Origin of the sequence: Micromonospora sp. WMMD1155 (assembly GCF_029581275.1) — a bacterium.
Lineage (GTDB): Bacteria > Actinomycetota > Actinomycetes > Mycobacteriales > Micromonosporaceae > Micromonospora.
Genome location: NZ_CP120742.1, coordinates 5,021,858 through 5,043,737, shown reverse-complemented (window position 1 = coordinate 5,043,737; position 21,880 = coordinate 5,021,858). Strand labels below are relative to the sequence as shown.

At 67.0% G+C, this 21,880-nt stretch carries 17 protein-coding genes; 10 read left to right on the top strand and 7 right to left on the bottom strand.

The annotated features are described in order from the left end of the window. The first annotated feature begins 826 nt into the window (after positions 1–826). From O7617_RS23150 to O7617_RS23105, 10 genes are all read left to right on the top strand, one after another. Positions 827–4,006 (top strand): orotidine 5'-phosphate decarboxylase / HUMPS family protein, encoded by a 3,180-nt coding sequence (locus O7617_RS23150; RefSeq protein WP_282258102.1) that lies wholly within the window; start codon positions 827–829, stop codon positions 4,004–4,006. Then, a complete protein-coding gene (locus O7617_RS23145) occupies positions 3,987–4,463 on the top strand; it encodes a GNAT family N-acetyltransferase (protein WP_282258100.1) in 477 nt (158 codons plus the stop codon). Before O7617_RS23150 ends, O7617_RS23145 begins: the two co-directional genes overlap by 20 nt. A gap of 414 nt (positions 4,464–4,877) precedes the next feature. Further along, positions 4,878–5,114: a hypothetical protein gene (locus O7617_RS23140; RefSeq protein WP_282258099.1), complete on the top strand. Its 237-nt coding sequence runs from the start codon at positions 4,878–4,880 to the stop codon at positions 5,112–5,114. A 161-nt stretch (positions 5,115–5,275) separates the two neighbouring features. Continuing rightward, entirely contained in the window at positions 5,276–6,517 is a 1,242-nt protein-coding gene (fxlM, locus tag O7617_RS23135; RefSeq protein ID WP_282258098.1) for a methyltransferase, FxLD system, read from the top strand. A 58-nt stretch (positions 6,518–6,575) separates the two neighbouring features. Beyond that, positions 6,576–6,761 carry an FxLD family lanthipeptide gene (locus O7617_RS23130; protein WP_282258097.1) on the top strand — a complete coding sequence of 62 codons (186 nt, stop codon included), beginning with the start codon at positions 6,576–6,578 and terminating at the stop codon, positions 6,759–6,761. Positions 6,762–6,840: 79 nt separating this feature from the next. Further along, a complete protein-coding gene (locus O7617_RS23125) occupies positions 6,841–9,912 on the top strand; it encodes a lantibiotic dehydratase (protein ID WP_282258096.1) in 3,072 nt (1,023 codons plus the stop codon). Between the two features lie 2 nt (positions 9,913–9,914). Beyond that, on the top strand, positions 9,915–11,117 hold the full coding sequence (locus tag O7617_RS23120) for a lanthionine synthetase C family protein (RefSeq protein WP_282258095.1): 1,203 nt from the start codon (positions 9,915–9,917) through the stop codon (positions 11,115–11,117). Further along, positions 11,114–12,055 (top strand): thiopeptide-type bacteriocin biosynthesis protein, encoded by a 942-nt coding sequence (locus O7617_RS23115; protein ID WP_282258094.1) that lies wholly within the window; start codon positions 11,114–11,116, stop codon positions 12,053–12,055. Before O7617_RS23120 ends, O7617_RS23115 begins: the two co-directional genes overlap by 4 nt. A gap of 2 nt (positions 12,056–12,057) precedes the next feature. Beyond that, the gene (locus tag O7617_RS23110) at positions 12,058–13,191 is read left to right on the top strand and encodes a hypothetical protein (protein ID WP_282258093.1); all 1,134 of its coding nucleotides are present in this window, start codon (positions 12,058–12,060) and stop codon (positions 13,189–13,191) included. A gap of 111 nt (positions 13,192–13,302) precedes the next feature. Beyond that, positions 13,303–13,845: an AAA family ATPase gene (locus O7617_RS23105; RefSeq protein WP_282258092.1), complete on the top strand. Its 543-nt coding sequence runs from the start codon at positions 13,303–13,305 to the stop codon at positions 13,843–13,845. Positions 13,846–14,006: 161 nt separating this feature from the next. Here the strand turns inward: O7617_RS23105 and O7617_RS23100 are convergent, their stop codons facing one another. Genes O7617_RS23100 through O7617_RS23070 form a run of 7 tightly spaced genes read right to left on the bottom strand, consistent with a single transcriptional unit; the run spans position 14,007 to position 21,778 of the window. Then, on the bottom strand, positions 14,007–14,786 hold the full coding sequence (locus O7617_RS23100; protein WP_282258091.1) for a transposase family protein: 780 nt from the start codon (positions 14,784–14,786) through the stop codon (positions 14,007–14,009). A gap of 57 nt (positions 14,787–14,843) precedes the next feature. Beyond that, a complete protein-coding gene (locus O7617_RS23095; RefSeq protein WP_282258089.1) occupies positions 14,844–16,163 on the bottom strand; it encodes a thymidine phosphorylase in 1,320 nt (439 codons plus the stop codon). Next, entirely contained in the window at positions 16,160–17,485 is a 1,326-nt protein-coding gene (locus tag O7617_RS23090) for a hypothetical protein (RefSeq protein WP_282258087.1), read from the bottom strand. Before O7617_RS23090 ends, O7617_RS23095 begins: the two co-directional genes overlap by 4 nt. Before the next feature lie 16 nt (positions 17,486–17,501). Continuing rightward, positions 17,502–18,404 (bottom strand): TauD/TfdA family dioxygenase, encoded by a 903-nt coding sequence (locus tag O7617_RS23085; RefSeq protein WP_282258086.1) that lies wholly within the window; start codon positions 18,402–18,404, stop codon positions 17,502–17,504. A 10-nt stretch (positions 18,405–18,414) separates the two neighbouring features. Then, on the bottom strand, positions 18,415–19,662 hold the full coding sequence (locus tag O7617_RS23080; RefSeq protein ID WP_282258085.1) for a hypothetical protein: 1,248 nt from the start codon (positions 19,660–19,662) through the stop codon (positions 18,415–18,417). Positions 19,663–19,664: 2 nt separating this feature from the next. Continuing rightward, entirely contained in the window at positions 19,665–20,423 is a 759-nt protein-coding gene (locus O7617_RS23075) for an NTP transferase domain-containing protein (RefSeq protein ID WP_282258084.1), read from the bottom strand. Further along, positions 20,420–21,778, bottom strand: coding sequence for an aminotransferase class III-fold pyridoxal phosphate-dependent enzyme (locus O7617_RS23070; RefSeq protein ID WP_282258082.1), 1,359 nt, complete (start codon positions 21,776–21,778; stop codon positions 20,420–20,422). Before O7617_RS23070 ends, O7617_RS23075 begins: the two co-directional genes overlap by 4 nt. Positions 21,779–21,880: the final 102 nt, after the last annotated feature.

Genomic DNA, 21,880 nt, shown 5'->3' with positions numbered 1-21,880 from the left:
GCAAGCAGCAGTGCCAGCTTTGTACGGATCCTTCTGTCTCGCAGCCTCATTGCGGGCAGGCCGGAAGCCATCGGTGCTGGAGAGGCTGATCGCCTCACAGCGTCTCCTTAGATAGTGGGCGGGACGGAGCTACGCGCCGCTGCGTCACGAGACGACTAGCCCTTGAGCTGCCAGGATTCGGCTGCAGAGTCCGCGCGGGATGCGTCCGAGATTTGGGACCGGCGGCGCTTAAGGTCGAGGAGCCACACTGGGCAGCTCTTCGTGAAGATCCTCTGACGCACGGAGAGTGCCGGGAACACCGCGATGCACCGGTCTTGCATTGGTCTTGTCCCAACGGTGGGACCCGCTCATCGCGGGCATGACACCCGCGGTCATTAGCCAGGTTCCACGTCGAGCAGGGCGAATTGCGGGAAGTCGTGTAGGAGCGGGGCTGCGCCCCTGTACGGCATCATGCTCGGTGGATGCCGGGCGAGGGGTGACCGTCACCCGGACGGCGTACGCGAGCGCCGGCCGTCCACCGATGAGCGGCGCGGCGCGTCAGGAGCAGGTGTCGCCACCCGCGGTTCGACCGAGCGACGTGCCCCCGCGGCCGTCGTAAGGCTCTGCCTGCTCGTTAGCGCTCGGTGCCTGGCCGCCCCGCGCAGGAGAGAACGGAGGACCTTCGATCGACCGGCCCCAGAAAGCCGCATGCTGCTGCGATTGACGCTTGCAAAATATGAAATACCCAGAAAGATGGCTCCAGTGTGGGCAAGGTGCCGAGTAGCCGTCTCGCTGGGGTGAGCGCTGAGGCACGACCTTAGGCGTCGTTCGATGGGAGGCGGCTGCCGTGAACCGGGTGGTGGCGCGATGGTCCGGGCTGGAAGCCAAGGCACTACGCGAAGCAATGCGGATGAGCATTCGCGAGTTCGCCGGGCACCTCGGCGTCAACGTCAACTCTGTCACAGCCTGGGAGAAACGAGGCGCACTCGCGCAGTTGCGGTTCGAGACGCAGCAGCTGCTCGACACCACCCTCGCTAACCTTGACGACGATGGGCATCGTCGTTTCCACCTGATGCTCAACGAAGTTAACGCGACCTCGGCAACCTCGAATGAGGTCTTGCCTGATAGCCGAGCTGCCGACCGGCATACTGCGGACGATGACGGCGGGCAGGATCAACAGGGTCTTGGCCACCGGTCGGTGCAACGCACCGTCGCGCTATTGAGCGCACTGACGGCCGGAAGAGGCCAGCTAGCATTCGTTCCCGCGGACGGCGTAGCAGACCGACTGCGGCAGTTCCTTGAATCCACCGCCCGAGTGTTCGTCGTCAAGGGCCCTCCCGGCAGCGGCAAGACGACGATGGTTAGCCACCTTACTGCCGAGCTTGGTGACGAGATTGACAGCCAAATCCATACGGTGGATTCTTGGCCGCTCGGGCAACTCGAACTGCCGTCCCAGATCCTTCGTTACGCGTCCGCGCCTGCCGGAGATGATCCGTTACTGACTCTCGAACAGCAGACAGCCGGCCTGAACCGGGTTCTCCTGGTGGCAATTGACGGGATTTGTTCACGTGAGCAGTTGCACGAGATTGGCCGACAGTTAGACAGGATTCTGCGTCACATCACCGACCTAAATCTGCGATTCGTTCTTGTGGTGCGCACGCCTCCGGATCTGGAGTTGACGGGCCACCCAGTGCTGGCCGCATCCGTCTATGAGCCCGACCTTGCTGACCGCGGAGCCTCCTGCCGAATAATGCCGTGGAGCCCAGAGCAAGCTCGGCGCGTGTGGGATGGCGCACTTCAACCGGGCCAGCCGGTATTCACGGACCTACCGAATTCGTTGCAGAAACTAGCGACGCTGCCCCTCTACCTGACTTTGCTGCGCTCGGCCGACATGGCGGATCTGGGCGTTCCGTCAACAGCATTCCGTTTGGTCGGACATTGCGTTCAGAATATTCTTCGCCGCTCAAATGTGGACCCAGCACTAGCGACCGATATGCTTTCCGATCTCGCCCTCCGCCAGTCGGACGTGTTGCTGCCGCAGGCAATGATGGGGACGGCTTCGCCGCACAGAAGCGGAAATAGGACGATTCCCTCGGGCGACCTGCCGCCCCTTGTAATCGTAACTTCTGATGGCCCTCGCTTCGCCCACGATGTAATCGGTGAATACTTTGCTGCAGACCGCATCGCCGAATTAGTTGCTAGGCAAGGTCGCTCGGTCGCCAGCGTGAGCGCACTTAACGACCTCGCCGAGCAATCAATTGCATCCGCCAATGCGCGTGGCATATTCGACTTCGTCGTCGCCTGCATCGACGAACGCGAACCTGATCTCGCGGCGGCAATCGCGCTATCTCCGACCATCTCGGTCGACACTGCTCTTCCCCTCATGCTGCGAGTTGCCACACCGACCATGAGGCTCGCCCAAGTGCTGCAATCATCCGCGAACCGTTGCAATCAGCCTAATGCTCTGGAGCTGACCCGCGCGCTGCTGTCAACCTCCGCCTTGGCGGGGGCGCTCGACGAGACCTACAGCGAGTGGGCTATTTCTGTGCTGCGCACCTTCGGCACAGAGATCTGGCCCGACATGTTGCCGCACCTTGAACAGACAGTGGACGCCGCCATGGCAACCCAACTGTTGAAGACTGCGGACCTCGAACGCGGCGAGGAGGCCACCTTCTTTGCCCGACACGCAATGCTGTTCCACGGCATCTCGTCGGATCAGTGGCTAGAGGCTCTCGTCTCGCATGCCGATTGGCGGGTCCGCGCAGCACTAGCGGACGGCGTACTCGATGAATCGAGTCTCCATTACAGACTCGCAATAGCGCCCCTCATTCAGCGACTGGTAGCAGACGAGGACTACAAGGTACGAGCTGTAGTTGCGAAAGGGATTGCCCGGGCAGACTTGTCGAATTGGAAGCAGGAAATCCAAGCCCTAGCCGCTGATGCCAACTGGCACGTCCGGGCCAGCCTGCTTCACGGGTTGCTCAGCAACCCGAATGGGCTGGAGGCAAGTCAAGGTTTGGTCGCCGGACTGCTGGCCGAGGACGCGCGGTGGCGCGGGGCCCCGGCTGATGCAGCCAGACTTCGACACCGACTACTCCTACTGAGCGACATCGCGGCTGCGGACAGATCCATTCACCGTTCCAGGGCCCTGTTTGGGCTTCTACGAGAAGTCCGGACCAACTGGACGGCATTGCCGCAGACGACAGTCGAACGACTGCTGGAAGATGGTCGCAAAAGTCCGGAATGGATGGTCCGACGCGAGGCCGCGGCGTTTCGTCCGCCCGGGCGGACGCAGAGTGGCAACGCTGGCTCCGCACCAAGGATGGCACGAAGGGAGGATTTTCGCCGGCTACGCGGCAAGCACGCTGTACAAGTTGCGCTCGACCTGCACGACCTTGATCACGCGCTCGATGTAGCCAAAGCTCTCGCCGCCGCTGGTGTGCAGTTGATCGAGGTTGGGGACCCCCTGATAAAGCAGGCAGGGGTTCGAGCGATCGAAGAGGTCAAACGTGTTGTTGGAACGACGAGCGTAGTCGCCGAGATGATGTCGGCGGACTGGGGTCGCGACCAGGTTGAACAGGCCGCTGAAGCCGGCGCAGACGTAGTGCTCCTAATCGGACCCGCGACGACTGCTAGCGTATCTGCCGCGGTCGAGGCAGGACGGCGCCTTGACACCCCGATCATGCTCGACATCCCTACGCTGCACGCATCACAACAGTGGGTGGGAGACATGGAACGCGCGGGGGTGGACGGCTTCACCATCACCTCAAACATTGACATCGGCATCGGTGTCGGCCACCCACTTGCCCGTGCGCGGGCGGTACGTAGCTGGACGCGATTGCCCGTCGGCGTCTCAGGCGGGTTCAGCGTCACTGACCTGCCCGTCCTCGCCAGTCAGGACTGGGACGTCCTGATCGTCGGCCGCAGCATCACGGAAGCAATCCGGCCGAGATCGGCCATCGACCAGCTTTTAAAGACCCTCGACACGCAGCAAGGAAGACGACCGCATGCGGATCACCGCTCTTAACAATGACCTTACCGATGACGTCCTAAGGCTGATGGATTTAGGCGCGCCTTACGTAAAGGCACGCACACCATCCGACTACTGGCTCTACGCCAAACTTTTCGCCTCAACCTGCCCGGTGGCGGTTGTGGACAACATGGTCGTCGGCGCACTGATTGCAATGCGGAGTCAGGATGACCCGAGCGAGATCTACATCCAAGATGTGATGACGCATCCGGAATACCGACGCCGGGGCGTCGCCGCCGCGCTCATTTCTGTAGTACAAACGCGGGCCCAGCAATGGGAATGCCGCCGTATATATCTGACATCTGAGCCAGAAAATCTAGCCGCATACCGGACGTGGCGGTCGTTGGGATTCGCCAATGTGGCCGGCGAGTATACCGTGAAGGGCGTGCAGGTAATCAAAGACTTCAAGGGCCCAGGGAAGGACCGTGCCGTCTTCGACATGACACTGCCATAGTTTGCGCAGCGTATACCGCTCGTACTCAGGATGCCCTCGGGAGCGGGTATCAACTGGGACATCACTGGGACGCTACGTGCTTCCGCGGTGGCGAGGGTAAGTGCAACCTTGAATCGCAGCGCCGATCCGTTACAGGCAGTCCGCACGACGCGGCGCGACGAGAAGCGCGTCCGGGCTGACCGCTAGACCCGTCGGAGGTGTCACGGTGATCCACCCCGAGGTTCGCATTAGGACCACCCCTGCCTTGGTAGGTCAACCTGACTACGGCGCGACCGGCGATCTGCAGTGACGGGTCGTAGCCGCCCGCCCATGCTGGCGGAGCGCCTCGCCTGCTTCCGTTGTGAGACCGCGATGGCGGTAAGGATTAACGAACCCTTCCGCTGGTACACCTGCAGATGTCCCCGACGGATCGCCGTGGACGATCTTGATTGCATCGTGCTCGGCTTGGCCTACGAACATCGCCGCCGAGTCAGCGATCGCGAGTTCCTCACATTGGACGAAGAGCCAGCGATGATCGCGAGGATTGTCGCCAGGGTCTATGTCGGACCGGATTGGTCGCGTCCGACAGTTGAATGGACGCCCGTCGGTTCGAGGCTGCCTGTAGTCAATGAAGTGGCGCTGACGCAGCCGACTCAAGGGCGCGTGAGCTAGCCAATCACCAGGGCGATCGGCTTGGTGTCAACCTGAGATTGAGCGACTGGCGACCCATCAACCGATGGAAGGGGGCTCGATTCGCTACGTCGGGCGTTACCCATACACGCACTCGGCCCTAGAGCCAGGCTGCATGAGAACCATGAGATTGGAGCGCTGAATTGACGCATACGGCCGACTCGTCGGATGCCCTGGCCCGGATCACGAGCACCCGAGATGCCCTCGTTGACCGGCTCATCGCAGACGGAATGATCGCCTCGCCGGCCGTGGAGGCGGCGTTCCGGACGGTGCCTCGACATGCGTTCGTTCCGGCCGGCACCCCACTCGATGTCGTCTACGCCGTCGATCAGTCTGTAATTACAAAGACGGATGAGAACGGGGTGCACCTGTCCTCGGTCAGCGCCGCGTACATCCAGGCCCGCATGATCGAGCAAGCCGGCATCGGGCCCGGCATGAGTGTTCTGGAGATTGGTTCGGGCGGCTACAACGCGGCGCTGCTGGCCGAGGTGGTCGGGGAAGATGGCCACGTCGTCAGCGTGGACATCGACGCGGACATCACTCACCGTGCCACAACCCTGCTGCGCGAGACGGGTTATGACCGCCGGGTCCTGGTAGTGCAGGCCGACGCGGTGCACGGCGTGCCCGGTGAGGACGTTTTCGACCGGATCCTCGTAACGGTTGGCGCCTGGGATATCGCTCCCGCTTGGATCAATAGCCTAGCCCCGGACGGGGTGATCGTGGTGCCGCTGCGGATGAACGGCGTCACCCGGACGATCGCCTTCCGGCGCGACGGCGACCACTTGACTAGCACTTCGACTGAGGTGGCAGGGTTCGTGCCCCTACAGGGCGACGGTGCCCGGCCCGAGCGAATCTTCCGACTGCCCGACCGGCTAGGCCGATTCGTCAGCTTGCGCTTCGACGTCGGCGCGCCCGCCGACCTTCGTCAGCTGGACCGTGTGCTGAACGCCGAACGCACGGCGGTCTGGTCGGGGGTCACGGTCGGGCACAGCGAGTCCTTCGCGGATCTACATCTGTGGCTGGCCGCGTTCCTGCCCGGCTTCTGCCTGCTGGCGGCGGACGACGGTACCGAGCTGGCTGGCGAGCGGCGCTGGTTCCCGTTCGGTGTCGTGCGCGGTGACTCGTTCGCCTATCTGGCGTGGCGCCCGACCGATGACGAGTCGGGGGCCGAGCTGGGTGCCCGCGCATTCGGGGCGCACGGCAGGGACGCCGCAGCCGCCATGACCGAGCAGATGCAGGCGTGGGACCAGCGGGCCCGACGAAGGCCGAGTCCCACGTTCGCGTACTGGCCGGCCGGCACCAGCCCCGGCCCGACGGCGGGCGACATCGCGGCGCTGGCGAAAACGTACGGGCAGCTCACGATCTCCTGGCCGGCGGCGAGCTAACCGCCCTCGGCCGGGTGAACCACCCCCAGTCCGACCTACCCCGAGGAGCGTGCAAACGATGACCCAGGTACTGGAACTCGAACGCACGGACGCCGCCAGCGCAACCGACGACGACTTCGTCCTCGACATGCGGGTCGTGGAGTCCACGACCCCGCTGGTGATCATGATGTGCAGCACGAGCGACGGCTGCGGCAGCAGCTGCAGCACGAGCGCCTGCACGACCAAGTCCTGCGACCCGGTCTGATCCGGGACTGATCCCCGCTGAAGCCGTCGGTGCCCCGCGTCGGGGCGCCGACGGTGCGGTCCGTGAGGAGGCGTACGCCGTGCCAGCTCAGCCAATTTTCCGCACTGCTGGCGTAATCATGGTGCGGGCCACGACGGATCCCGGTGACCTGGACGTGCCTTCTCAGCTTGACTTGGCTAACGACACCGCGGTCCTGCACGACGGCGTGGCGTGGCTGTTGAAGACGTGGTCACGCGCTGACGTCCGTGATGCCCTCGGCCTGGCAAGCCCCGACCTGGCGAGGCAGCTCGATCGAATGAGCGAGCGTCCTGACAGGGTGACCGTCAAGGTTGTTCGCCGGGCCGTCATCTCCCTCGCCGGTTACCTGCTGCGATGGCAGCGCCGGACCACGCCCTTCGGTCTGTTCGCCGGCGTCACGATGGCCGACACCGGATCGTGTAGTGCGGCGGTGGGGCGACGGCACCGCACGGTGGCGCGGGTCGACAGTGAGTGGCTTTCGGGCCTGATTGGTCGGCTGGAGCAACACCCGCAGTTGCGCGGTCGGCTCCACGTGATCGCGGACAACACTGGCGTCAATCGTGACGGGCGGTTCATCACGGCTCGCCGGGCCGACATGGGCGGTGGCAAGGCGGTTCCGATGCGCGACGTCTCCATTCGCTCCACAGCGCCGGTTAAGGCTGCGCTGGCCGTTGCCGCCGATCCCGTGCAGTATGACGATCTTGCTGCGGAGTTGGCCGAGCGGTTTCCGGCGGCCCGGCCCGAACAGATCACCACCGTTCTGGACAAACTGCTGGTGCAGGGCTCGCTCATCAGTGCTCTGCGTCCACCAATGACGGTCGTCGACGGCCTCGCACACGTGATCGAGACAGCGGTTGCCGGTGGCGGCGAGCAGTTCGGCGACATAGCCGCACTGCTGAATGAACTCAAGACGGTGCGGCACCTGATCCATCAACACAACGGGATCGACGACCCGGTGCAGGCGTGCGCAGCACGGGCCTCGATCGCCGAGCGAATGCGCGGGATCGTAGCCGGCAGCCAGCACGCGCTGGCCGTCGACACCCGCCTCGACGCCCAGATCCGTCTGCCCGAGCGGGTGGTAACGGAAGCTGTTGCGGCCGCGAATGTGCTGTTGCGGGTCAGCACGAAGCCATTCGGGTCGACCGCGTGGCAGGACTATCGCTCGCGATTCCGGGCCCGCTACGGCCAAGGCGCGCTCGTGCCAGTGCGGGATTTGCTCGCCGACTCCGGCCTCGGCTACCCCACCGGCTACCTGGGCGCGCCCCGCGCGCATCCGAGCTGGCGGAGCGTCAACGAGCGCGACGCGGCATTCCTAGCCTTGGTTCAGCGGGCCGCGCTCGACGGCCGTGACGAGATCCTCTTGACCGATGCGGATGTCGAGGCGCTGACCGTGGGCGAGCCGGCCGACGTGATACCGCCGGCACGCATCGAGCTCGGCGTGGCGGTGCACGCCGCGTCACTCGAAGCGCTCGACCGCGGTGACTTCCGGCTGCGTTTCGCCGCAGCGCCCGGTTCACCGACGAGCATGATAGGCCGCTTCATCTGCCTATTCGACGAGCATCAGCAGGCCCAGCTCAACGCCGCCTGCGCCCCAATCTCGCCGAGCGGCGACACCGTAGCGGTGCAGCTGTCATTCCCGCCGCGCCGCCCGCACAACGAGAACGTCACCCGGGTTCCGCAGCTCCTGCCCGATATTGTCGCGCTCGCCGAGCATCCCACCGGCAATCCGATCAGCCTCGACGACCTGGCCGTCACCGCCGACGCCGACCAGATGTACTTGGTGCAGGCCTCCACCGGCCGACGCGTGATTCCGCACATTCCGCACGCCCTCGACACCATCGTGCAGAGCCCTCCGCTGGCGCGGTTCCTCGCCGAGGTCGCCGATGCGCGCACCGCAGTGTTCGGGCCGCTTGACGTCGGCGCCGCCCGCACGCTGCCGTACCTGCCAAGTGTCCGGTATGGCCGCACGGTCCTAGCCGCCGCACGTTGGCTTCTCACCACCAGAGACCTGCCTGGCAAAACCGGCCAGGGGTGGGAGCCCTCGTTGGGCGCATGGCGTCGGCACTGGCGCGTCCCGGCCCGCGTCGTGCTCTGCCACGGGGAGTTCCGCCAGCCCTTGAATCTCGATCACCGACTCGACCGGGCCCTGCTGTGCAGCCGTCTCCACCAGGCAGGCCGGGTGGAGTTGCAGCAAGACGCTCGGCCTGAAGACGACGGGTGGATCGGTCGCCCCACCGAGCTGCTAATCCCGATGCTTGCGGCAGCGCCGCCCCGCCGCCCGCTCCCCCACCTGGCGCCGCCTGGTCAGCTTCGGCTTCCCGGCAGCACAGCAGTGGTGCAGGCGCGGTTGGCCGGGAATCCGGCTCGCTTCGACGACATCATCCGACACCTTCCGGCGTTCACCGCCACGCTTCACAGCGAGGTACACCGGTGGTGGATCCGCCGCCAACGCGATTTGGTTCGCATCGACGCCGACCAGCACCTCATCATCGTGCTCCGGCTGACCGCGCCCGAGCACCACCCGGCCGTCACCGCAGCACTGGCCGAGTTCGCCGCCGAGCTGTCAGCCCGCGCTCTCCCAGGGCATTTGTCGCTCGTGCCGCATCAGGACCACCCCGGCCGTTACGGCTGCGACGACGCGCTCACCGCCGCCGAGGACGTGTTCCACGCCGACACCGCCTGCGTCATCGCCCAGATGACAGCAGCCGACGACCTGGGCATCCCGGCGCAGGCGCTAGCCGCCGCGTCCATGGCCCGACTCGCCGCCGCATTCGCCACTGACGAGACCGCGGGATATCGGACGCTGCTGCGGTGCCTGCCCCAGCAGACTGGCGCACTCAACCGAACACTGCACGAGCACACACTTTGCTTGGCCGACCTGTCCACCGGCACGCACTCTTCACCCTTGTTGGGCGCTGCTCAGGAGGCGGTCGTCGACGCCTGGCAGACCCGTGACGGCGCCCTACGCCGCTACTTTCACACCCTCGCCGCGCAACGCGACCCGGCAGACATCCTGCCGACCCTGCTGCGCGACCATCACATCCGCGCGCTCGGCGTCGATCCCACCTTCGAGCAGACAACCAACCGGCTGGCCCGCGCCGCTGCCCTACGCACCCTGTCCCGAACCGATTAGCGATGACCAGGCCCGAGACGAACAACACGAGCGCCGCCGGCACCGGGCCGCTGATGCTGGACGGCGCGGATGCCGCCCGCCAGTCACTGGCCACCGGAGCAGCGGGAATCGCGCTGCTGCACCTCGAACGTGCCCTCATCGGCTCCGGATCCTGGCCAGACGCGCACTCCCGCATCCGAGAGGCGGCAACCGGAGCGCTCGACGGTGGTCAACACACAGGCTTGTACTACGGCACCCCGGCCATCGCCTTTCTCCTAAACTGCGCCGCCAAGGCAGACAGCCGCTACGCAGCGAGCGCGGCAACCCTCGACCAGCACGTCACCCACCTCACCCAGCGCCGCCTCACCACCGCCACCGCCCGCATAAAGCACGGCGTGGCCGCTTCGCTCCGCGAGTACGACCTGTTCTACGGCCTCACCGGCATCGGCGCTCTCCTGATGCAGCGACTGCCGGCCAGCGACACCCTCGCCGACCTTCTGCGCTACCTGACTGTGCTGGTCCGGCCGTACCAGCATGACGACTTCGTGCTGCCAGGCTGGTGGGCCGCACACGACCCGGACCCGACCCTGCCCACCCCAGGCGGTCACGCCAACCTCGGCATGGCGCACGGTGCGGCGGGCATCCTCGCGCTGCTCGCCCTCGCCATGCGCCACGGCCACGTCGTGGAAGATCACGCCGAAGCCATCGACCAGCTCACCCGCTGGTTCGATCGGTGGCGCCAGCACGACGCAGAAGGCAGCACATGGTGGCCACAATGGCTCACTCTCGAAAATCTGCGCACCGGCCGCGCCAGCCAGCCCAAGCCCGGCCGGCCATCCTGGTGTTACGGCACACCCGGCATCGCCCGCGCGCTCCAGCTGGCCGCGATCGCCACCGATGATCCGACGCGCCGCGCGGACGCCGAGAACGCCCTCGCAGCCTGCCTCACCGATAGTCACGTCGATCGGCTCACCGACCTGGGACTGTGCCACGGCCTCGCCGGCCTCTACGCAACCGCACAGCAAGCTACTGCTGACGCCCAGAGCCCAGCTCTCAAACAACGGCTACCCGCCTTGGCCTCGGCCATACAAACGGCCGCCCACAACCGGGACCAGGACGGCGATGCCGGCCTGCTGACCGGCCACGCCGGCATCCATCTGGCCGCCGAGACCGCGCGGCACGGCACCACGAACTCTGGATGGGGCACATGCCTGCTGATCGTGTGACCATCACGCCGCTTGCCGCCAGCGTGCTCACCGTGCTTGCCGGCGCCCCGCTAGAGACAGTCGCGGCGACCGCGGCCATCGATCCTGCCGACCTCGCTGATGCAGTCGACGCCTACCACGGCGCCGGTCGCGCCGCGCTTGAGGAACACGCCGACAGCCACTGGTACCAGGTACGCGTCGAATTCCCCGATTGGCAGACCGCAGAGACGGTGGGCGCCACAGCTCTCGGACCCCGACTTGACCATCTCATGGACCTGGGCGCGTGCGACGGGTGGTGGTTCCTGCGCAAACATCCCTGCTGGCGTATCCGCCTCATGCACGCCCGGATCGACGACGTGAACCAGGTCCTCAACGACCTCACTGCCACCGGCGCAGTCGCTCGATGGTGGCCAAGCCGGTACGAGCCGGAGACCACTGCCTTCGGCGGAGCACCCGGCATCCAGACCGTGCACGACCTGTTCTGCGCCGACAGCCGCGGCGTCCTCACCTACCTACGCCAACCGCAACCAGCCCTCGGGCGGCGCGAACTATCCCTTCTCCTACTCGGCGGGCTCTTGCACGCCGCCGAGCTGGATTGGTTCGAACGCGGCGACGTGTTCGCCCGAGTCGCCCAGATGCGCCCTATCGGCAACACCGGCGACAGCCGACTCGCCGCACTCACAGGCAGCGTTCGCGGTCTCCTCGCCGTAGCCCCCGACATTGACAACCCCCTGTTCAGAGCCGGCGGTGCTGTCCCGTTCGCAGCACCATGGCATGACGCATACACCGCCGCAGGTCGCGAACTCGCAACCGCCGCCACAGCCGGAACCCTCACCCGCGGTCTACGAGCGGTCGTCAGCCACATCGTGATCTTTCATTGGAACCGGCTCGGCCTGCCCGCCCGCACCCAAGGCATTCTCGCCCGCGCCGCGCTCGAAGCGTTCCTACCCCGGAGCTAACCATGGACACCACCGTCGTCCCCACCATCCGCGCCGCCGTCCGCCGGTTCCCCCTCCTCGGGCGGCCTCGGCCCGCGTGCCCCGCCCTGTCCGACCGCGTCACCGAAGTCGCCGAGATCGCCGCTGCGGCAGGCGCACAAGGCGAGAACGCAATGGCCGAAGCGGCCCACGCTCTGAACAAGGCAGCGCTGATCGCCAGTGACTGCGGCTTGCCCGACCTGGCCCGCAAATGGTGCTGGAAACACATCAACGTCTACCGGCGGCTGAACACGCTCACCGCGTTGCAGGCCAGCTACCTACTCGAACCCGTGCTCAACCTCGCCCGCCTGCAAATCCGCGCCCACGACGGTCAGCCCGCGCTGCACCTGCTCCACGCGATGCACCAAGCCGTCACCACCGGCGCCAACCTGCTCATTGACGGACACACCCTGCCGCTGACCAACCTGGCCGGCACCCGCGAAGAACTCGGAAAGCTGCGCCAGTGGACATGGCTGCAATACCTCAGCGAAGGCATCCGCATCCACGCCCTCTCCGGCCGATGGGACGATGCCGTCACGCATGCCAACAGCCTTAACGGCGTCGGACAACACCTCATGGATGGACGGCAAGCCGCCATCATCGCTCAACTCCTCGGTGGGAAAGCCGAAACCGCCGGCACCCTCCTCGGCGACAGCACCATCATTCAGCCATGGGAACAGCAGGTCCGCTCCTGCCTGGCCGTCATGTGCGCGGCACCGGGAGCAGGTCACCCCCGGATGTCCACCATGGCCGAGCTGTTCCTCGCACACGAACCCGTCCCCGGCTACGCGGTCTACCGAGCCCGATGGGGCCTCACCGTTGCGACGCTCGCGAGCACGCATGACGAACCCACGGCCCAACACGTTCTCAATCAGGTGGCGACCGAGGTCCTCGAAGCCCACGATGGATACGCAGCCCGGGAGGTCTTCGGCCATCGGACTGCCCTGCAGATCAAGAATCCACTTAATCAAGGACTCTCCCGCATCGTGACGGCCGCCCAACTGGGGGCGGGCACGATGTCTGAGATCATCCTCCGAAAGCTAAGCCGCGAAGTACAACGGGCAGAAGGCATGCTCGCTGGCGCCTTGGACGTGGAGGAACAGTCGATCGTAGGGTAGATGCATAGCCTTGGGACCGCGCACTACCCGGACCACTCGGAAATGCGACCATGACGGAATGACGATAATCGACTCATTTACTTTATCCTTGGCGACATTAAGGAGCGTTACGTGCGCGTAATTTGGATCAATGGCGCCTTCGGTGCCGGGAAAACGACCCTGTCGCAGCAGTTGACTACGGAGGATCCCCGGCTACTGATGTTCGATGCGGAGTTGCCTGGGTTCATGGTCCGCGAGATCGTGCCGCTGCCCGCGAGCGGCGATTTCCAGGATTTGCGCGTGTGGCGTCGTAGCGTGGCCGATACGGCATTAGCGCTGCTGGAGGAGTATGGACGCCCGCTCGTGGTGCCGATGACCGTAGTGGTGCCCTCGTACCTTGAGGAGATTTTCGGCCGGCTGCGCCCCCACGGCGTGCGCGTGGAGCACTTCTTTATCAACGTGCCGGTCGGCGTGCTACAGGCGCGTATTGAGGCGCAGTCGATTTGGCCGGATGACCCGGTTCGTGATGCGGAAGTTCGTACGTGGCGGCTGGATCAGGTGGCTCGGTGCGCTGCCGCTGTTGGCTTGTTGCCGGCTGGCACGGTGGTGCTGGATGGTGAACTGCCGGTGGCGGAGTTGGCATCACAGGTGTTAGCACGATCGGCTGAATCGTGATCATTCTGAGGCACGCCAATCGCCCCGTCAGGCAGGGACGATTGGCGTGCGGGCTTCCCTACAATGGCCTGATCCCGCTGGCAGCGGGATCTGGCTTCCCGAGTCCGCCTAAAGGACGTCTCGTAACTCGCTGAAGGTGTTGCCCCGTCGGGGCTGGCCGTTCAGCCGGTGAGGATGATGTTGTGGAGATGGGCGATGCCGGAGGCAGCGTCGGTCAATGTGTGGGCGGCGCGGCGGTAGTCGCGGAGGATCTTGAAGCACTTCATCCTGGCCAGGGTGTGTTCGTCCTGTGCTCGGACGGTGCGGTGTTGTCTGTTCAGGTCGGCTTTCCAGTCGGGTAGCTCGCTGCCGTCGGCGGGCTTGCGGTACGGGATGATCACCTCGGGGTTGCCGCGGTAGGCGCCGTCGGCCATGACCGGCCGTCCGGCCAGTTTCTGGTCGATGCCGGAGGTGCGGTAGACGATGGTGTCGTTGCGGTTGCCGGGTTGTGGGTCGCCGAGGGCCACCACGAGGCGGGTGTGGGCGTCGATGGCGACCTGCAGGTTCGTCGAGTAGCGGTAGTTCTTGCTCGGGGCGGCCAGGCGGTGATCCCGGGTCGGGATGAGGGTGCCGTCGACGATCGCGATCTGGTCGACCCGGCGCCGGCGCACCGGGGCCAGTGCGAGGAGCGGGCCGAGGGTGTCGATGACCCGGTGAGCGGCGGAGTGCGACACCCCGAACAACGGCCCGATCTGGCGCATCGTCAGGTTCGTGCGCCAGTACGCGGCGACCAGCAGCACCCGATCCGGCAGGTCGAGAGCCCACTGCCGGCCTGGCCGGCCGTCGGCGATCGCGTCACCGCCACGCTCGGCGACCAGGCGGACCAGCCGGCGGAACTGGGCGGGCTGCAGCCCAGTGAACGGAAAGATCCACTCCGGGTGCCCCGCGGTGATCACCTGCACCCAGACATCCTCGATGATCGTCCTCAACAGACAGACGCCGGGGTTACGAGACGTCCCTTAGAGCGTGTGATGGATCAAACTCGGCATGGGTACCGCAACTTCCGTGATGGTGAAGGCACTGAGTGCCAGTTGGGTGATGTGGTCGAGATTAGGGCAGGCGACAGGTAGGTGTAGCTCTACCAGGCGGGCACCTGCGGTGATGCGGTCGCCGACGCGGGCGTGGAGGCGGAGCCCGACGGTGTGGTCGATGGTCTGGTTGAGTCGGGTTCGTCCGGCGCCGAGGTGCTGGGCGAGGCTTCCGAGGACGGCTGCGTCGACGTGGCTCACCCAGCCGGATGTGGAGGCTGTGAGCGTCTCGATGCGGGCTGCGTGAGGCAGCCGCTCGGGGTGATCGATGAGATCGACGTCGCCGCCGTGGTGGCCGACCCATCGGCGGAAGGAAGCCAGGGCCCGGCCGTCGCCGAGGGCCGCGACCATGTTGGCGCGGATGTCGGTGAGGTGCCGGTCTGGCCATGCGTGCGCGGCAAGCAGACCGCCGAGGTGCAGGACGAGGGGGACCAGGTCCGGGACGGGCTCTCCCTTCAGGGCGGCGATGGCTTCGGCGACTTCCAGGGTGTTGCCGACGGCGCGGCCAAGGGGTTGGTCCATGTTGCTGACGACGGCGCGGGTGGGAAGGTCTGCCTGCTGGCCGATGGCGACCATCATCCTGGCGAGACCGAGAGCATCTTCCAATCGGTGTAGCAATGCCCCAGAACCGGTCTTGACGTCCAGCACGACCGCGGACGCGCCGGCGGCGATCTTCTTGCTCATGATCGACGCGGCGATCAGGGGCAGGGATTCCACGGTGCCGGTGACGTCTCGTAGCCGGTAGAGAGCCTGGTCGCCGGGGGCAAGGTCTGCGGCGTGGCCGGTCATCGCGAGGCCGACGGTGTGCAGGGCGTGGCGGAACTGCGTGGGCGATTGCGGCAATCGCAGCCCGGGGATTGCTTCGAGTTTGTCGATGGTCCCGCCGGCATGCCCGAGGCCCCGTCCGCTCATTTTGGCGACCGGGATTCCGAGGGAGGCTAGCAGCGGGGCCAGGACGAGGGTCGTCTTGTCGCCGACGCCGCCGGTGGAGTGTTTGTCCGCGACGAACGTCGTCGCGCCTAGGTGGAGGCGTGCAGGCCCAATGAGTGCCTGGGTCAGAGCGCTGGTCTCGGCAGGGTCCATCCCTCGGCAGGCGACGGCCATCAACCAGGCCGCCATCTGGTAGTCCGCGATGTCGCCGGCGAGATAGCTCTCGACGATTCCCGTGATGTCCGTGTCGGTGAGCCGGTCACCTCGCCGCTTGCGGTTGATCACCGTGAGCGGATCGATGCGGCTCCCGGTGGCGGTCATCGGGCACCTGCCGGCGCGGGCAGAGACGGGCCGAAGATCGTGGCCACGAGATCGGCAGCTCGACGGTACGACGACGCGTCGGGGGCAAGCTGGTGGACGCTGGTTCGGGCTTGGCGTAGCGCGGCGACGTCGGCGGCGATGGCAGTGGCGGTGCGGGTGGAACGGATCGCGGCGGTCATCAGCGCGGCGAGGTAGGGCATGTCGGCAGCGTCGAGGCCGACGGTGACCGTCTCGGCGGTGCCGAGGCGCAGCGCGGGTTTACCGGCCAGGCCGGGCAGGTCGTCGAGGACATTGACGCGAATTCCAGCGTCGTCCAGCTGCGCGGCGGCGGTGGGGGCGTCGATCCCGGCCGGGGTGGTGTCCAACCAGAGTTGGTGGCATCCGGTGTAGCCGAGTTCGGCGGCTTGTGGCGGTAGCCCGGCCGCCGCTAGAGCGGCGCCGAGTGCCTGCGCCGCGGCGACGACCGTGCGGGCGTAGCCGGGGCCGTCGGTGAGGATGAACTCGGCCAGCGCGATACCGAGGCTGCACACTCCGGCCAGGTGATGCGAGGAGATCATGTCGTACTGGGCGGCGCCGACTGCGGTGGCAACGCCGGCATCGTTGGTGGCCAGGAAAGCCTTGGGCGGTCCGGGGAAGGTCTTGTGGGTCGAGCCGCCGAAGCTGTGGGCTCCTTCGGCCAGGGGGTTGGGCAGCAGGCCGCCGAGGACCAGGCCCATGGTGTGCGAGACGTCGGCATGGACCCGGGCGGCGGAGGATCCGGCGCGCACCGCGGCGCAGGCGGCAGCGATGTTTAGAGGGAACAATCCGTGGGAGATGTCGAGGTAGACCAGAGCCGGCTGATGCCGGATGACCATCTCGGTCAACGCTTCCAGGTCAAGGTGGTACGGGTCCGGGCCGCCGATCTGCAGACACCGCAGGCCGAGTCGTTTGGCGAGCGCCGCGGTGGCGTAGTGCCCACCCTGCCGAGGGTCGACGGTGATCACCGTCGACCCGGGGGACGCGAGCGCCGACAGTAGAAGGGTCATCGCGTGCAGCCCAGACAGCGGCCGGACGTTGACGTGGGCGGCGCCGGTCAGGTGCCGCAACAAGGGCACCGCGAGGTGCGTCTCGACGTGCCCGGCCGCACGGCCGGCGGGAAACCGCCGAGCGCCGTCGTCACCGTCAGCGAAGAAGTACCGATTGGCCGCGTCCGTCAGGTACGCCACCCTAGCCAGGGCGGAGCTGCTGTTCTCCGACGGGATCAGGGTAATAGTGCGCTGGGCGCGATCCTGCTGCACCGCGAGGTCCCGCAGAGCGCCATCAAGAAGTTGCGTCACGTCCATGCGTTGGTCTCCGATCTCAACGACCGGTCAGGTCGGTCGTGAACAGCGCCCGCAGCAGCGTGCGCGGCTGGTCGGGGTGGTCGGTGTAGGGGGCGCGGCCGTGGCAGATGCGGGAGTTGGCGAACACAAGGCCCTGTCCGGCGGACATGGTGAACTGCAGGTAGTAGGGGGAACCGGGCTGAGCCAGCTCGTCGAGGCGGACGAGGGCTCGGTCGAGGCCGCCCGGGTCGTCGATCGCGGAGGGCAGCCACCGGTCGGTGTGGGTGCGGGCGTAGCGGGTCAGCAGCTGCCCGTCGATCACGGCGAACGCCGGTCCGGTGGTGCTGTCGTCGCAGCCGTTCACGGTTGCCGTGCGCGCCAGGACGCCCGGCGCCATCAACGCGGCAGCGGCTGCCGGGTCGGACTCGGCGAGATCAAGGAAGGCGGCGGTGGCGTTGAACAGCCGGGATTCACCGCCGGTGGCAGCAGGGCGCACGCAGAGCAGCAGCGAGGTGCGGACCTCGCCAAGCTCTTGCAGGGTGCCGTCGACGTGCCAGCCCTGCCCAACAGTGGAGGTGGCCGGATGTGTCGGCGCGTCGGCCCCGACGCCGGCAGCGCTTAGTCGCGAGACTCCGCTCGCGGCGACTTGCACGGTGCCGGGCCGGCGGTACAGCGGGGGCACGAACGGCTCACCCAGCCCGAGGCGGTCGGCCAAGGCGAGCAGGTCGTCCTGCCGCGGCGGGCGGTCGGCCTCGACGAGCGTGAACCCGGCGATGGCGACCCGCGCGGTCACGGTGGCGAGAAGGTCGGGCCTGGTCGTATCCCAGGCCGGCAGTCGCAGCGGGGTCCGGTCCCGTGCGGGGTCGAAGGCCGGTACCCCGGCGCGGACGGTCGCGTCACCGATAAGTCGACGCAGTGCGAGGCTGGTGATGGCGGGCATGTGTTCTCCCTCAGATCGGGTTGAGCGGCGCGGCGATCAATGTGGGTCGGCGGCGCAGGAGTTGCGCGACGGCGGTCTGCTGGCGGGTGCCGCCAGCATCCGGAGCGCGGCGCCCAGCGCCGAGGAAGGCCAACAGGTTTCCGATGTTGGCGTGGTAGGTGTGTGCGGGACGGGCCCGATCAATCGCGTCTCGACACCGCTGGTAGATGTCTGCGTCGAAGACGAGGCTGGTCAGCGCAGCAGCTACGGCATCGGTATCGCGGGTGTCGACTGCCAGGCCGACGCCCCATTGGGTGACCCAGTCCCCGGAGGCACCGCCGGCGTCCACGACGACCGGCAGTCGATACAGCAGGGCGTCGCGCAGCCGCAACCTCAGGCAGGTGTAGTTTTCGGCGCCGTCGCGGCCCAAACAGACCAGGACATTGCTGGCCTTGATGACCCCGTCGCGGGCGGTGTGGGGCAGCGGGGCGCGCGGATAGTCGATCAGGCTGTGCAGGTCAAGGCGGGTCACGGCGTCACGCAGCCGGTCGACTTCGGCGATGCCTTGTTCAGCGGGCGGGGCGTAGAGGAATCGCAGCCGCGCGGGCTGGCCAGCGGCGCGCATTCGGGCGAGGGCTTCAGCCACGACGACGGTGTCGTAGTAGTCCCAGACCCCGCCGGACCACACCAGCTCCGCAGGGTCCGCCGCGACCGGGGCTGCGTCGGCGAACGCGGCAGCCTCGGCGCTGAACCCGACCGGAAGGAGAGTGATGAGGTGGTTCATGGCGCGGGACCGAGCGTGGTGATCGGGGCCGAGGCGCCCGATCGCGGCGAGGGTGCCCAGCATGCTCGCCCGTTCGACCGATGAGCGGACCAGGAAGTGGTCACAGGTCCAGGTCTGCAGCAGGAACCGTTCCAGCAGATCGTCATAGACGCCCTGCGGGTCGGTAGCCCCCGCAACCTGGGTGTAGTCAAGGTGCTCGATCGGCGCGGCGTTCTCGCAGAGCAGGATCTTGCCGAGCTGATGAGCATGCAGCAGCACCCGCTGATCCGGCAGATCGGTGGTCAACACCGCGTCCGTTTGCTCGACCAGCTGCGGCCAGGTGTCCTCCTCGAACGCCTCCACTCGTAGTCCCGGCCGCCGCCAGGTCGGATCCGACCCGGGCGGGCACGCCACGACGACCTGGATACCTTCGTCGGCTAACGCCACCGCGAGTTCCCACAATCGCAGCCCGACCCCGCCCATGCCGTCCCCCACCGGGTACGGGCCGGTGAACATCGTCAATCGCATGGCACGTCCTTCCCGTGGCGTCGCCACATGTCGCGCACCGCTGGCCAAGTTCCACAGTCAACGAACGGCGGCACCACGATGACCGGCGCCGCATGCAGAGGGCCCCGAGCGAAGTCGGCGTCAGCCAGCAGGTGCCGCTCGGCGAGGTCAAGCTGATCGAGCACCGGACCGGCGACCTCCCGGCGAAATCCGAAGGCGAACCAAACCGCGTTGTGTCCGCCCGCCGCCTCAAGACCGGGCTTGTCGGCCATCCGCTGCACCCGTCCCATGCCGCCCTGGGAGGGGTCACGGTCGATCGTCAGCGCGCCGTCGGCCGCGATGCGCTGCGGGTCGTCGCACCACGACGCGAGAAAGCAGGCGCTCGTCGCGCGTAGCAGCCGGTCGGCGTCGGCGACCGGGCTGCGGTCAGGCATCTCCTGCAAACGCTGGTCCGGGAGCAACACCACCGTGCGGGCACCCAGGAACGGCAGAGCCACGCGCACCGCCGCGGATAGCCCGCTGGTGTCCGCTCCCTGGCGCACCGCGGCCACCGGTACCTGCGGATACCGTCGGTGCAGATGCGCGATGGTCGGCTCGCGGTCGGCTGCGGTCACCAACAGCACCCGGACATCCAGACCGGCAATCAGGTCTACAACCTGATCCAAGAGCACCCGACCATCCGGAGTGGGCAGCAGCTCCTTCGGAAACGGCAGACCGAGCCGACTCCCCCGTCCAGCGCACGGCACCACCACCGACAACGGGCCGCTCACGAGCCGACCACCGCGCTGTCAGTGACCGCCTCGGCCACTGCGGCGGCGATCCTGTCGCCCTGCGCCGGGGACAGGACCAGCGGCGGCGCGATCGCGACCACCGCGCCCTGCTGCCGCACCAGGACCCCGTCGCGTTGACAGCCGGCAGTTACCGCCGCAGCCCGCTGCGCGCTGTCGAGCTGCACCCCGACCAACAGCCCTACCCCACGAACATCCCGTACCACGCTGGCCGGAGCGAGAGCAGCCTGGAGTTGCCGCTGCAGCGTCTGCCCGACGATCGCCGCATGCTCCACCAGGTTGTGGTCATCGATAACTCGCAGCACCGCCAACGCGGCAGCAGCAGCCATTGCGTGGCCGCTCGTGGTGTGGCCATGGCGCAATCCTCCGATCAGCGGGTCCCCGGCGAACACCTCGAAAACCCGCTGCCTCGCCGTCACCGCTGCCAAGGGGGCGTAACCGCCAGTCAGACCCTTCGCCGTCGTGACCAGGTCCGGCACCACGCCTGCGCCTTGGTGCGCGAACCACGCACCGGTCCGGCCGAAGCCCGTCATCACCTCATCGACGATCAGCAACACGCCGTGCGCGTCGCAGATCTGCCGCGCGGCGGCCAGGTATCCGTGCGGCAACGGCACGATCCCACCGACACCAAGCACCGGCTCCACCATGAACGCCGCCACCGCGTCGGACCCGACCCGCGTGATCGTCTCCTCCAACGCCTCAGGCCCTGGCCCCGCGCACACCTCGTGCTCCCGCCCCGCCGCGCAGTCCTGGCACCGAGGCGTCGCGACGCTGGCGAACCCTCCAGGCAGCGGTCCCACGCCGGCTCGGGTGGTTGGCAGGCGCGTCATCGCTACCGCGGCCACCGTCGTCCCGTGGTAGCCGTCGGCGAGCGAAAGCACTATTTGTCGCCTCGGCTGGCCCCGGAGGGCGTGGTATCCGCGGGCGATCTTCACCGCAGTCTCGGTCGCCTCGGATCCCGAGTTCACGAAGAAGGTGCGGGTCAGTGGCTTCCCGAGGAGCTCTGCCAGGCGGGCGGCGAGTAACACTGCCGGCGGCGTCGAGGCAGCTCCCAGGCCGTAGGTCATCAGGTTGGCAGCCTGCTCAGCGATGGCCTGCACCACCTCCGGCCTCCCATAGCCGAGTGTGGCGTTGAACAAGCCCGCCCGCGCGTCGAGAAACCGCCGCCCGCTCACGTCGGTGACCTCACAGCCGCTACCGGAGACCAGCATCAAGGCATCCGACGGGCGCTCCGACGGGCTCCACGGATGCCACAGGTAAGCCGATTCAAGCTGCGCTAGCAACGCCGGATCACCGACAGCAGCCGTGACGACGCTCGACGCTCGATCCCGCTTCATCGAACACCTCCGCCGTCTCGCACTGATGTCCGTCGAAGCCCTTCCGGGCGGACGCGGCCGTAAAGATCCATGACCGAACTCGCGAAAATTCCACGAGGATCG